This window comes from Nonomuraea sp. NPDC003727 (genome assembly GCF_053586935.1).
Genome location: NZ_JBSFNE010000003.1, coordinates 47,521 through 60,479, shown reverse-complemented (window position 1 = coordinate 60,479; position 12,959 = coordinate 47,521). Strand labels below are relative to the sequence as shown.

The following is a 12,959-nucleotide window of genomic DNA, read 5'->3' as shown; positions in this document are numbered from 1 at the left end:
TACCTCGATCGGGACAGCCTGCGCGGAGCGGATCGCCGCTCGGCGCCTCTGTGACCCGGCGCTCCCGCGTGCGCTCGTGGCCCTCGGCCACCGGCCGCAGGGACGGGCAGGCGGCGAAAGACCGGGCCGAGCTCGCGGCGTTGGCCCGCGGCGTCAGGTTCCGCACGATGTTCCTCGGCCTGCTGGGCGCGATCGTGACGCTGTCCGCCGTGGTGGTCCTGCTCGGCACCACGGGCCTGTTCGCCGAGTCCAGGTCGCGCCCGCTGACCGCCGCCGAGCAGACCCGGTACAAGCAGGAGGAGGTCGCCCGGCGCTGGCAGGCGTGGCCTGCCACGGGAGTCTTCCCCGAGGAGGTCGCCTACCAGGGGCTCGACCAGGCCCAGCAGTACGCCAGGAGGGTCGGCATCGCGCCCGAGGCCGGGTGCTCGGCGGCGACCGACAGGGCCGTGGCCAGGGTGCTCGAAGAGCACGGCTGCCTGACCGTGCTGCGCGCCACCTACGTCGACCAGAGCGCCATGTTCGTCTTCACCGTGGGCGTCGCGGTGCTGCGGGACGAGGAGTCGAGGGCGGCGGCGACCGAGGAACTGACGATCGACGACCGCGTGGGCGTGCTGCCCGTCGCCTTCCCCGGCACCGTGGCCGAGCGGTTCGGGCTCGACCAGCGCCAGCGCAACGGCTGGGTGGGCGCGGGGCCGTACATCGTCTTCTCCGCCGCCGGCTACACCGACGGCCGCACCCGCGCCGCCATCCCCGCCGAGGAGATCCTGCACAGCGAGCTGTGGTCCGCGGCCAAGTCCGTGAGCGGCCAGATCGCCTACTTCCTCGCCGAACCGCCCAAGGTTCCGCGCTGCACCCAGGGGAACGCGTGCTGACGGTCGTGCGGTCGCTGCTCGCGGCCATCCTGGTCCTGTACGGCACAGCGGCGCCCCCCGAGCGCGAGCAGCAGCGCTGGGTGCTGACCGCGATCAACGCCGAGCAGGCCTGGCCGGTGAGCAAGGGCGCGGGCGTCACCGTGGCGGTGATCGACAGCGCCGTCGCGCCTGGCACGACCGGCCTCAAGGGCAAGGTCACCGTCGCCCCCGACATGTCGTCGCCGACGCTGGAAGCGACAGCAGCCGTCCCCGGCGAGCACGGCACCGCGATGGCGGGGCTGATCGCCGCCTCAGGGGACAGGGGCGGCTTCATCGGGGTCGCCCCTCGGGCCCGGATCCTGTCGGTCCCGATCACCGTGGACGAGACGCTGGGCGGCGACGTCGTCCCGCCCCAGGAGGATCTGCTGATGAGCAGGGAGAGCCCGCTGGCCAGGGCGATCCGTTACTCCGTCGACCACGGCGCCAAGGTCATCAGCATGTCGATCGGCACGTACGGCGTGCAGAGGTCCGAGCGCGAGGCCGTCGCCTACGCCCTGGACAGGGGCGTGGTGCTCGTCGCCGCCGTGGGCAACGACGGCGAGACCGCCTACGCCAGGGCCAACAGCACCTCCTACTGGACCTTCCCGGCCGGGTACCCGGGTGTGATCGGCGTGTCGGCGGTCGACCGGCAGGGCAGGCGGGCCGCCTTCAGCAGCGACAACGCCTCCGTCATGATCGCGGCGCCGGGCGTGGACGTGCCCGTGCTCAGGAAGAACGGCGCGCTCGGCTCCGGCAAGGGCACCAGCGTGGCCGCGGCGCTGGTGGCGGGGGTCGCCGCGCTGGTCAAGTCGCGGTACCCGAACCTGCCGCCCAGCACGGTCACGCAGGCCATCACCAGCAGCGCCCGTGCCCGGCCGTCCGCCGGCTACGACGACAAGGTGGGTTTCGGCGTGGTCGACGCGGCCGCGGCGCTCGACCGGGCGGGAGAGCTGTCCGGCCGGCAGCGCGGCGTGCCCGTGCCCGACGACAAGCACTTCGGCGCGGGGAAGAAGGCGCCGCTGCCCTCCCCGCCGGGGCCGAGCCCGTGGCGGATGTGGCTGTTCGGCTCGGGCGTGGTGATCGGGCTCATCGCCTTCGGCGGCGCCGTCATGCTGCTGAGCCAGCGCAACAAAGGACGATGAAACGGGCTTTTCTGTCATAGATTTCGCAAGGTGCCCCAGGACCTGTGGGGATCATGAGTATGCTCCCGCCTCATGAGCTACGAGCTGCACGTGGAGCGTGAGTCTCCGCTCGCCTTCGCCGAGCTCGCGAGAGCGATAGCGCCCGCCGGGTTCTCGCTGCGCGAACCCGGGGAGATCCTGGCCGGGAACGAGCACCACCCCGTCGCGCGCTGGCGCGACCGCGTCGTCGGCACGCCCGCCTCCGACTGGGACGTCGCCCAGCTCGTCCGGCTGGCCGCGGTCCTCGGCGGCCGGCTGCGCGGCGAGGACGGCGAGCACTACTACCTGCGTGACGGCGTCATCGAGGTCGACGGTGACGCCATCGGCAAACTCGACGAGATCCTCGCCGCAGGGCCCGCCGCGTGGTGACACCGTACGGCGAGCGGGTGCTCGACCTCGTCGAACGCATCCCGCCCGGGCAGGTCATGTCCTACGGCGACATCGCCGAGTATCTCGGTGAGGGCGGGCCGCGGCAGGTGGGCACCGTGATGTCGACGTGGGGCGGCGGCGTGCCGTGGTGGCGCGTCGTGCACGCCGACGGAACCGCCGCATCCGGCCTGGTCGACCGGGCACTGCCGCACTGGCGGGAGGAGGGCACGCCGCTGCGTGGCGAACGCGTGGACATGCGCGATGCCCGATGGCTGCCTACAGAGGACTTTCAGGAACCAACTGACCTGGCATGACACCCTTTTTGCGGATTTACGGTATGTGACGCGCATTACCATAGCGAGGGACTGCCCACCGTTCCCGGGTCCGAAAGGCGGTGCCCTTCATGGCCACCCCAACCGGCGATGTCGTCGCCGAGCGCCTGAAGGTTGTCCAGGACCTCTGTGACCGGGGGGAGCCGCTCGACGCGATCATGCGGACCGTCCGGGCAGGAGGCCTGCCGGCCACCGAACGACGCGCGTTCGACGCCGCGGTGCTCAGCGGCTCGCTCGGGCCGCGCTTCGACCAGGCCGTCAAGCGCGGCGCCGCCCGCAGGCGCGAGCTGGTCAACCTGTTCAAGCCCTACCTGGCCGAGGTCGACGCCGAGGTCAAGCGCGCACTGCCCGTCGAGCGCCGCCTCGCCTACCACCTCGTCGAGCACCGTCCCGACGCGGAGCTGATCGACGGCGACACCCTCACCAAGGTCGTCACGGCCGCCGCCGAGCCGTCCAAGCGCATCCGCAGGGGCCTGCGCTGGTACGCCGACCTGCCGTTCGCCGACGAGCTGCCCGCCGACCTCTACCGCCTGCGCCGCTCCGACCTGGTGCCGGTCACCCAGATCGACGACATCGTCTGGGAGAACGGCCGGCTGCGCGTCGACGGCTACGCCTACCTGGCCGGCCTGTCCGTGCGCAGCCGCCGCTTCAACCGGGCCACCGTCGTGCTGCGCGGTCCCCGCTGGCTGCCGCCCGTCCGCATGCGCACCCGCCGCACGCTCGCCCCCGAGGCCACGCACGCCGCGCGCGAGCCGGGCTGCAACTACGACTGGTCCGGCTTCACCGCCACCCTCAGCCCGTGGCCGCTGCGCTGGCGCGCCTCGCTGCGCGCCGTCGTGTCGGCGGTGCGGCGCAAGATGCGCCACCGGCCCGCCGTCCAGGACACCACCACCTGGCGGGCCGAGATCGTCTTCTGGTCGCGCGGCGCGCGGGCCACCGGCCTGCTGCGCGGCGCCTCCCTCGGCAGGACCGAACGGCCCGCCGGGCTGCGCGTCAAGCCGCGCTGGTGGGTGCGTCCCGTGTGGACCTCCGACCGGGCGCTCCAGGTCGTCCTCCAGCCGAACCGGGCCGAGCTGACCGGGGTCCGGCTCGACGGCGAGCGTCTCGAACTGACCGTCTTCCTGCCCGGACGCACCTGCACCAAGGGCCACGCCAGGCTGGGCGGCCACCGCATGGCGGCCGAGTTCCACCCCGTCGAGGGCGGCACCAACGTCACCGTGGCGCTGGCCGTACCGGCTCTGCTGCAGGAGAAGGACGGCCGGAGGCTGTGGGTCGAGCCCAAGGGCGACCCGGCGGCCTCGGTCATGCTCGGCGACTCCCTGGAGGAGACCAGGGCCACCGTCGGCGACAGGGAGATCACCGTGCTCGGCGACCGGCGCGACCGCGTCGTCGTCTCCGCGCACCGGATCAGGCCCGTCATCACCTCCGCCACCTGGGACGGACCCGTCCTCGAACTGCGCGGCGAGTACCCGGACGCCGAAGGGCCCCGTCGCCTGTCGATGCGGCACCGCTCGGGGCTGATGTTCCACGCGGACATGACCCGCACGGGCCACCAGTTCACGGTACGGCTGACGCCGTCGGAGACGGAGCGGTTCGGCGAGCGGATCCCGATGCCCTCCGGCACCTGGAACCTGTCAGTGCGCCACCCCACGGGCGAGATCGTCCCCGCGCGCATGGCCCACGGCGCGCTGCCCACCCTCGACGAGACGTGGCACTCCTTCTCCGGACGCGGCTACCGGTTCGTCTCCACCCGCTTCGACGTGCCCGTGCTGATGGCCGAGGAGACCCGGCCGGCCGACGAGAAGGGCGTGGCGGGCACCCACGTGCTGCGCCGCGTGTTCTACCCGGCCCAGCGCGGCGAGCCGATCCAGGAGGCGACCGTCTACGTCGTCAACGACGGCCGCCACTACGCCGACAGCGTCCGCGCCATCTACGAGGAGCGGCTGCGCCGCGGCGACGACCGTGAGCACATCTGGGTCGTCAAGGACGGCGCCTTCGTCCCGCCCGGCCCGGCCACCGTCGTCCGCGCGGGCAGCAGGGAGCATCACGCCGCGCTGGCACGTTCCCGACACATCGTGACCAACGCCTTCCTGCCTGCCTGGTTCAGGGCGCGCGAGGACCAGGTGGTCCTGCAGACCTGGCACGGCACGCCGGCCAAGCGCATCGGCAACGACCTGCCCCACATGTCGCGCGACCCGCGCCCGCCCGTCTGGCACCGGCAGGCCGCCGAGGTCCGCGGCTGGGACGTGCTGCTGTCGCAGTCGCCGTGGGCCACGCCCGTCCTGCGGGAGGCGTTCGGCTACAAGGGCGAGGTGCTGGAGAGCGGGTTGCCGCGCAACGACGTCCTCACCTCGCCGGACAGGGAGGTTCTCGCGGCGGCCGTACGGCGGCGCCTCGGCCTGGCCGAAGGCAAGAAGGTCGTGCTGTACGCGCCCACCTGGCGCGACTACGACAGGAAGAACAGCGCCATCAAGCTGGACCTGTCGCTGGCCAGGGCCGAACTCGGAGCCGACCACGAACTCCTGGTGAGGGCGCACCCGATGCAGGCCATGCCGGTCGTGCCCGCGGACGTCGCCCACGACGTCACCACCTACCCCGACATGTCCGACCTGCTGCTGGTGGCGGACGTGCTGGTCACGGACTACTCCTCGTCGATGTTCGACTTCGTGGCCACCGGGCGGCCGATCGTGTTCCTCGCCTACGACCTGGACAAGTACGCGGCGAAGCGCGGGCTGTACCTGGACCTCGCCGAGCAGGCACCCGGACCGGTGCTGTCGCGGTCGGCCGAGGTGGTGGAGGCGCTGCGGTCGATCGACACGGTGGCGGCGGCGCACGCTGACCGGTACGAGGCGTTCAGGGCCACGTACGCCCCCCGCGACGACGGCAAGGCCACGGCCCGCGTCGTCGACCACCTGTTCTCGTAGGGTTCCCGCGGAAGGGCCTTGGGCACGCGCCCGGGCCCTTCGCGCGTTCCTCCACCGTGTGACATCGCGGATGCGCGACGGCGGCGTCAGTCCCGCAGGCTGTGGAGCGCCTGCCGGGCCGCGGCGAGCGCCTCCTCGTCAGAGGCTCCCGCCTGCCGGGCGGCCTTCGCGAACTCCTCGGCCGCCGCCGCGAGGCGCAGCCGCAGCTGGTCCGCCGTACCTGAGATGACGGCCGTACGGCCGCGCCGCAGTTCGACCAGGCCCTCGTCGCGTAGCTGCTGATAGCCCCGCAGGACGGTGTGCAGGTTGATGCCGAGGGTGGCGGCCACGTTGCGCGCTGAGGGCAACCGGTCTCCGGGCCCCGCCGTACCGCCGGCCAGCGCCGCGCGTACGGCGCCCGCCACCTGGTCCGCCAGCGGCTGGGCCGACGAGAAATCCACCGTGATCAGCATGAGCCCGTCTCTTCGCGTCGTTGCCTGATGAGCCAGCCGTTGACCAGCGCGGCCGCCGTGTCCGCCTCCGGGGTGGAGTACACGAACGAACGGTCGTCGGCGAGCGAGAGCACCAGCACCGGCCCCCTGCCGCTGACGGCCCCCCAGCCGTGCTCCCGGTCGTCCAGCTTGTAGCGGCCGGCGGGGGCCTCGGGCCTGGCCTCGGCAAAGCGTATCCGCGCCCACGGGACGGTGCGGCGCAGCCGCAGCCAGGGCAACGTCATCGTGACGCCGGAGCCGTCGATCTGCAGACGGGTACGCGCCTGCGCCGTCTCCACCACCGTCCACAACGCCAGCAGGGCCACGCCGAGCCATCCGGTGTACGCCTGGACGGCCACCCACACGGCCGCGGCCGCCAGCAGAGCGCCGATCAGCAGGCTGCGAACCGACCAGGCGGAGGTCACGAACATCACCCGCTGCCACGGGCCGATCGCCATGGCGTTCACGTGCGGGGGCGGGGCGCTCCTGGCCTCGGGGTGCGCCGGCGACGGGCCCGCCGCCATCCATCCGAGCGCGAAGGCCCCCAGGGTCCCCGCGATCTCGACCGTCACGGGCCGGCCCGGCGGCGCCGCGTCCCCGAGGACGTCGACCAGCCCCAGCGACCAGGTCATGAAGGCCACGGGGATCGTGAGACCGACCACGAAGCCGATCGCCACCAGGAGGCGCTGCACCACGGGCACCCGCCAGTAACGCAGGAACGTGATGACGAGCAACGCCTCCATCCACACCATCACGCCGAAGACCGGCTGCGCGGACCAGTCCCGCCAGGTGAACTCGATCCTGGTGTCGAAGCTCCAGTGGTTGACCGTGACCCGATCGGGCAGGCGCTCGCCGAGCAGACCGACGAGGAGCATGGGGACGATGAACACCAGCAGTGGACCGAGCACCGTCAGGACCAGGCGGCGAGGACGCCGCTGCGCGGCGAAGTCCGTGGATGGGGACACCGGCCACCTCCAAGTGTTTGCTTTTGACTATAACACTGCTAACAGTTTGGCGAGCGGAACGGACCGGTGCGGGCTCGGGACGTCAACTTCCCCGACAAAGTGCTCATTTGGTGAGCACTTTGCGGCGGAGGATAGGACCTGTCACGGACCGAAGGAAAGGGCCCACCCATGTCGCGAGCACCCATCACCAGCAGCGCCGGCGACCCCGAGCGGGCGATGCTCTTCGCGGACGCCGCGGGGTGGGAGGCGTGGCTGGCCGAGCATCACGACGCCGGCGGCGGGGTCTGGCTGAAGATCGCCAAGAAGGGGTCGCCCGTCGCCTCGGTCACGATCGCGCAGGCGCTGGAGGTCGCGCTGTGCTACGGCTGGATCGACAGCCGGCGCAAGTCCTGTGACGAGCACGTCTACCTGCAGCGGTACTCGCGCCGCCGGAAGGGCAGCCCCTGGTCGCGGGTGAACGTCGAGCACGTGGAGCGGTTGACCGCCGCGGGGCGCATGCGTCCGCCCGGTCTCGCGGAGGTCGCCACGGCCCGGGCGGACGGCCGCTGGGAGGCGGCGTACACCGCGCAGCGCGACGTCACCGTCCCGGCCGACCTGGCCGAGGCGCTGGCGGCGGAACCGGAGGCCGCCGCCCGGTTCGAGGCGCTCGACAAGACCGGCCGCTACCTGCTGATCCTCCCGCTGCTCAAGGCCAGGACGCCGGCCGGGCGGGCCGTTCGCCTGCGGACGGCGATCGCCGGCCTGCTGGGGCCCGGCGGTCGGCTCCCGGCGAGCGACTGATCACCGGGCGGCCGGGCCACCGGGCCACGGCGTGCGGCCGGTTGCGCGGTGACGCGGCTGACGTGGCATGCGGGAAACGGCTCGGGTGAAGAGCGTGCGGCGACCGGCGGGTGCCGGCCGCCATGGAAGCGGCTCAGGTGAAGAGCATGCGGCGGCCGGACACGCGGTATCCGGCCCGTTCGAAGACGGCCGCCATGGGCGCGTTGCCCACGTCGGTGTTGTCGTTGATCTCCTGCTCTCCTTCCTCGGCGAACAGGTGCATCGCCTCGGCAAGCAGGTCGAAGGCATATCCGTTGCCGCGATGGCGATGGTCGACGCCGATGTAGCCGACGGTCGCCGACTTCGCGTTCCTGGTGGGCATGACCATCCCCACGAGCGCGCCGGACGCGTCGTGGGCCAGCCGCCATCGGCCGCGTCCACCGGGCATGTCCGCGAGCAGCGTCATCGTCTCGGCGGCCACCTCGCGCGGCGTCCTGGTGAGCAGCTCGCGGCTGTCCCAGGCGTCGAGGCTGCCGATCAGGACGTTCGCCAGGAGGTCGAGCAGCACCTCGTCGTCCGTGACGGGGCTGAACGTCAGCCTGGCCGGACGGGACGGCAGGCCGTCCTCGCGCTTCCAGGTGAGGTTGAGCCGTTCCACGTGGAAGTCCAGGCCGGCCAGCTCGGCCGCCCTGGCCCGCGCGTCGGCGTCGGCCCTGGCGTCGGGACGCTCGCGCCAGTCGGCGGGCAGGAAGAGGTGGTATTCGGGCCGCCTGCCCAGCGGGGAGTGGTAGCCGGGTGGGACGAGGGCGGCGTAGGCGGCGCGGAGCAGGGCGGCGCCCGTCTCGACGGTGTCGAAGTCGAAGAAGTCGAGGGCCCACGGGTGCTCGGCGTCGGCCGGGCCCCAGAACGCGGCGCGGGCGACGACCTCGTCGCCGCGCTGGGCGATCCAGACCCAGGCGGGCCGGTACTCGCCATCGGCCGCGAGCTCGGCGAAGGCACGGCTGCGCCGGCCGACGCCGGAGTCAGGAAGGCGGGTGACGCGGTCGAACAGGGGGAACTCGCGCTCGTCGGTGAGAGCGCGGAAGTCGGTTTCGGTCAAGGGATCTCCTTGCGGGAGCGCTCCCTCAGGCGGACACCCGTCCGGAGGGAGAGCGCGACGACATGGCGGACGACATGCTGCTCCTCACCTCCTCCGATCGATCACCGCCCGGACCCTAGCGGCCTGCCGCTGCCTGGCGCAACAGGGAATGCGCCGGGCGTTCCGCGGGTTGGAGGCATCTAGTTTAAGTTTCAATTAGATCGGAGCTCGTCGTGAACATGGGACACATCCTGATGCTGCTCGTGGGCGTGCTGGTCGTCGGCGGCATGGGCGCCGCCCTGATCGCGCTCGTCCACTCCGGGGTCCGCGCCGGCGAGTGGCCCGTGGAGAACAGGCGTCGCGTCGTCTGGCGCGGTTTCGTCGTCCGTTGAGGCCCGCGGCGGCCGCAGGCCGGTCGCAGGACGCCGAGCGCCTCGCGGTGGTGAGACGGGCGTGCCCACGGCCGTGCCGCCGCCCGCCTGACCCGGCGAGAGTCGTGCCGTGGCCGGATCAGCCGGAGGCTCGCGCGCGGAAGGCGGCGGCCTTGGCCCGGTTGCCGCATCCGCGCATGTCGCACCACCGCCGCGTGCGCCGGTGCGAGGTGTCCACGTACAGCCGGGTGCAGGGGGCGGCCTCGCACTCCCTGACGCTCGCCGCCTGGGCCCCGCCGAGCAGGTCGATCGCCGCCCTGGCGGCGGTGGCGAGGGCGGCGGCCACGTCTCCCGCGCGCGCCACGTCCCCGGACGGGAGCAGCCGCACGTCCGGGAGCCGCCCCCCGGCGGCCTGGTTGACCAGGTCGAGGTCGGCGGGCTCGAACCCGGCGCCGAGCCGTACGGCCGAAGCCAGCCGGTAGATCGCCTCGCGCAGCGCCCTGGCCCGCGCCAGGTCGTCCGCGTCCGCGGCGGGCGGGGCGTCCAGCAGCCCGGCGGCGACCGTCCACCGGGCCAGGTCGGCGGGCGTGCTCAGCAGGTCGACGCGCTCGTTGCGCCGGTGGCCGACCGTCCCGGCGAGGTCGAGGCCCAGGTTCCCGCTGACGAAGGTGAACTCCACGAACCCCATAGTAACCGACTTGACAGGTTAGTTTGTGGCCTGCGACGGTCAGATAACCGCCTTTGCCGGTTATTACAGGGAGCTGATCGTGCCAGGACCCAACCACCGATGGATCGTCCTGTCGCTGGGTGTCGCCGCGCAGGCGAGCTTCTCAGCGATGTTCTCCGGGCTGCCGGTCACGGGGGTCACGATGCGCGCCGACTACCACCTCTCGACCGGCCGGCTCGGACTGGTCCTGGGCGGTCTGGGGCTCGGCGTGGCGATCTCCGAGATCGGGTGGGGACTGCTGACCGACAGGTACGGCGACCGCCGGATCCTGCTCACCGGCCTGCTCTCGACGGGGGCGCTCATGGCGATGATGGCGCTGGTCCCCCTTCACTCCGTGGCGGCGCTGGCCGCCTGCATGGTGGCCGCGGGGGCGCTGGGCGGCAGCGTCAACGGCTCCTCGGGACGGGCGGTCATGACCTGGTTCGCCGACGGGCAACGCGGCTTCGCCATGAGCGTGCGGCAGACGGCGATCCCCGTCGGCGGCGCGGTCGGGGTCGCCCTGCTGCCGTGGCTGGCCGAGGCCCACGGCTTCGCGCTGGTCTACGGCGTGCTGGCCGGGTTCTTCGCGCTCACCGCGGCCGCCACGTGGCGCTGGCTGCCCGCCGCCGAGGTCGCCGCCGTCGTGCGCGAGCGTTCCGCCTCCCCGCTTCGCCGCTGGGACGTCTGGCGTTTCGCGCTGGCCGGCGGGCTGCTGACGGTGCCGCAGTTCGCCGTGCTGGCCTTCTCCGCGATCTTCCTGCACGACGTCAAGGGCGAGGGCGTGGCGCTGGCCGGCCTGGTCGTGCTGATCGCGCAGCTCGGTGGGGGCGCGGCCAGGGTGTGGACGGGACGGCTCAGCGACCGCGGCGGCGACCGCCGTACCATGATCAAGGGGATCGGCGTGCTCATCGCGGTGGTCATGGCGGGCGCCGCCGTCCTCACCCACGCGCCCACCCCGCTGACCGTCGCCGCCCTCGCGCTGGGCGGGCTGCTGGCCAACGCGTGGCACGGCGTCGCCTACACCGAGATCGCCGTCATGGCGGGTCCGGGACGCGAGGGTGCGGCCCTCGGCCTGGAGGGCACCACGCTCTTCGCCGCCGGCTTCCTCACTCCCGTCCTGATCCCGGTCGTGCTGGCCGCGACGTCGTCGTGGACGGTCGTCTGGGCACTCGCGGCCCTGGCGCCGCTCCTGGCCGTACCGCTCATCCCCGGCTCCCCGAGGCGGATGGCGGCGGTCGAGGCGCCGGCGGCCTGAAAAGAACATGCCCACCAGGGGCCCAGTCGGTACGGTTGCCGAAATGACCCCCATTTTCCGGCTTTGTGATGAATACGTCACCAGAGCGGCTCAGCTCGACCCCATCGATGCCGTCTACCTCGGAATCACCGGCGACTTCGGCGTGGCCACCGACTACAGCCCCGAGGGACACGCCGCCAGGCACGAGCTGACCAGGTCCACGCTGGCCGAGCTCGACACCCTCAGGCCCACCTCGGCCGACGACCGCCGCGCCGCCGACCACCTGCGGGAACGCCTGCAGGCGCAGGCCGCGTGGTTCGAGACCGGCGAGCAGTACCGCGACCTGCGCAGCCCCTTCGGCATGCTCTCCTCGGTGCGGGACAGCGTCGACCTGCTGTCCACCGGCGACGACGACAAGTGGCGCGCGGTGGCCGCGCACCTGGCCGCGGTGCCGGAGATGCTGGCGAGCTGGCGGGCCTCGCTCGACGAAGGTCTGCGCAGGGGACTGGTGGCGGCACGACGGCAGGCGGTGGAGGGCGCGGCCCAGGCCGAACAGTACGCGGGCACGCACGACGACCTGGTCGCCGCCTACGGCGACGGTCCGCTGGCCGGCGAGCTGGCCGAGGCCGCCGCACAGGCCCACCAGGGCTACGCGGACGCGGCCCGCTACCTCCTGCGGGAGTACGCGCCGCGGGCCGCCGAGCACGACGGCGTCGGCCCCGAGCGCTACGCCGTCGCCGCCCGGCAGAACCTCGGCGCCGACATCGACCCGCTCGACGCCTACGAGTGGGGCTGGGCCGAACTGCGCAGGATCGAAGAGGAGATGGCCGAGGAGGCCCACGCCATCCTGCCCGGCGCGAGCGTCGACGAGGCGATCGCGCACCTCAACGAGACGCAGTACGTCGAGGGCGCCGAGGCCTTCCACGCCTGGCTCAGGGACAGGCACGACTTCGCCGTCGAGGCGCTGCACGGCACCCACTTCGACATCGCCGAGCCGCTGCGCACGGTCGACGTGAAGCTGCTGCCAGGCTCGACGGCCGGCGCGCCGTACTACACGGGGCCGAGCGAGGACCTGACGCGCCCCGGCCGCACCTGGTGGCCGGTGGGCGGGCGGGAGCGGTTCGCCACGTGGAACGAGCTGTCGGTCGTCTTCCACGAGGGCGTCCCCGGACACCACCTGCAGATCGGCGCGGTCGCCGTGGCGGGTGACCGGATGTCGCGCTTCTCGAAGTTCTCCTGGGTCAGCGGGCACGGCGAGGGCTGGGCGCTGTACGCCGAGCGGCTGGCCGACGAGCTGGGCTGGCACACCGAGCCGGGCACCCGCATGGGCATGCTGGCCGAATCGGCCCTCAGGGCCGCGCGCGTCGTGATCGACATCGGCGTCCACCTGGACCTGCCGCTGCCCGACGGCTCCCGGTGGAGCTTCGAGAAGGCCTGCGAGACGCTGCGTGACCGTGGCCGCGCGCTGCCGCACAGCGTCCACGCCGAGATCGTCAGGTACTTCGGCTGGCCCGCGCAGGCGATCAGCTACAAGCTGGGCGAGCGGGCGTGGCTGGAGGCGCGTGCCGAGGCCGCCCGCAAGCCGGGCTTCGACCTGAAGCAGTGGCACACCGCCGCCCTCAACCTGGGCCCGATCGGCCTGGGCAACCTCAGCGCCGCACTCCGCGAGATCTGACGTAG

The 12,959-nt window shown here is 72.8% G+C and carries 13 protein-coding genes; 9 read left to right on the top strand and 4 right to left on the bottom strand.

The features are described 5' to 3' along the window. Positions 1-50: 50 nt before the first annotated feature. The 5 genes from ACWDLG_RS09070 (at position 51) to ACWDLG_RS09050 (ending at position 5,696) form a co-directional block, all read left to right on the top strand. Positions 51-872, top strand: coding sequence for a hypothetical protein (locus ACWDLG_RS09070; protein ID WP_449917684.1), 822 nt, complete (start codon positions 51-53; stop codon positions 870-872). Beyond that, positions 866-2,032, top strand: coding sequence for a S8 family serine peptidase (locus tag ACWDLG_RS09065; RefSeq protein ID WP_449917682.1), 1,167 nt, complete (start codon positions 866-868; stop codon positions 2,030-2,032). Before ACWDLG_RS09070 ends, ACWDLG_RS09065 begins: the two co-directional genes overlap by 7 nt. A 72-nt stretch (positions 2,033-2,104) precedes the next feature. After that, entirely contained in the window at positions 2,105-2,440 is a 336-nt protein-coding gene (locus ACWDLG_RS09060) for a hypothetical protein (protein WP_354905909.1), read from the top strand. Further along, entirely contained in the window at positions 2,434-2,754 is a 321-nt protein-coding gene (locus tag ACWDLG_RS09055) for an MGMT family protein (RefSeq protein ID WP_354905911.1), read from the top strand. Before ACWDLG_RS09060 ends, ACWDLG_RS09055 begins: the two co-directional genes overlap by 7 nt. A gap of 89 nt (positions 2,755-2,843) precedes the next feature. Beyond that, entirely contained in the window at positions 2,844-5,696 is a 2,853-nt protein-coding gene (locus ACWDLG_RS09050; RefSeq protein WP_449917679.1) for a CDP-glycerol glycerophosphotransferase family protein, read from the top strand. A gap of 86 nt (positions 5,697-5,782) precedes the next feature. Here ACWDLG_RS09050 and ACWDLG_RS09045 read toward each other — a convergent pair whose 3' ends face one another. Next, the gene (locus ACWDLG_RS09045) at positions 5,783-6,148 is read right to left on the bottom strand and encodes a GntR family transcriptional regulator (RefSeq protein WP_449917677.1); all 366 of its coding nucleotides are present in this window, start codon (positions 6,146-6,148) and stop codon (positions 5,783-5,785) included. Further along, positions 6,142-7,131, bottom strand: a complete 990-nt coding sequence (locus tag ACWDLG_RS09040) for a hypothetical protein (RefSeq protein ID WP_449917675.1) — start codon at positions 7,129-7,131, stop codon at positions 6,142-6,144. The genes ACWDLG_RS09045 and ACWDLG_RS09040 overlap by 7 nt, the downstream gene beginning before the upstream one ends. Before the next feature lie 168 nt (positions 7,132-7,299). Between ACWDLG_RS09040 and ACWDLG_RS09035 the strand changes: the two genes are divergently transcribed. Next, positions 7,300-7,911, top strand: a complete 612-nt coding sequence (locus ACWDLG_RS09035; RefSeq protein ID WP_449917673.1) for a YdeI/OmpD-associated family protein — start codon at positions 7,300-7,302, stop codon at positions 7,909-7,911. Positions 7,912-8,044: 133 nt separating this feature from the next. On the opposite strand, the gene ACWDLG_RS09030 is transcribed toward ACWDLG_RS09035, so the two are convergent. Then, positions 8,045-8,989, bottom strand: coding sequence for a GNAT family N-acetyltransferase (locus tag ACWDLG_RS09030; RefSeq protein WP_449917671.1), 945 nt, complete (start codon positions 8,987-8,989; stop codon positions 8,045-8,047). A gap of 212 nt (positions 8,990-9,201) precedes the next feature. On the opposite strand from ACWDLG_RS09030, the gene ACWDLG_RS09025 reads away from it, so the two are divergent. Further along, complete coding sequence (locus ACWDLG_RS09025) at positions 9,202-9,360, top strand: hypothetical protein (RefSeq protein ID WP_449917669.1); 159 nt, start codon at positions 9,202-9,204, stop codon at positions 9,358-9,360. Positions 9,361-9,478: 118 nt separating this feature from the next. Here the strand turns inward: ACWDLG_RS09025 and ACWDLG_RS09020 are convergent, their stop codons facing one another. Beyond that, entirely contained in the window at positions 9,479-10,018 is a 540-nt protein-coding gene (locus tag ACWDLG_RS09020) for a CGNR zinc finger domain-containing protein (RefSeq protein ID WP_449917666.1), read from the bottom strand. An 88-nt stretch (positions 10,019-10,106) separates the two neighbouring features. Here ACWDLG_RS09020 and ACWDLG_RS09015 point away from each other — a divergent pair, with 88 nt between their 5' ends. Together ACWDLG_RS09015 and ACWDLG_RS09010 are read left to right on the top strand one after the other, a co-directional pair. Continuing rightward, the gene (locus tag ACWDLG_RS09015) at positions 10,107-11,300 is read left to right on the top strand and encodes an MFS transporter (protein WP_449917663.1); all 1,194 of its coding nucleotides are present in this window, start codon (positions 10,107-10,109) and stop codon (positions 11,298-11,300) included. Between the two features lie 43 nt (positions 11,301-11,343). Next, entirely contained in the window at positions 11,344-12,954 is a 1,611-nt protein-coding gene (locus tag ACWDLG_RS09010; RefSeq protein ID WP_449917661.1) for a DUF885 domain-containing protein, read from the top strand. Positions 12,955-12,959: the final 5 nt, after the last annotated feature.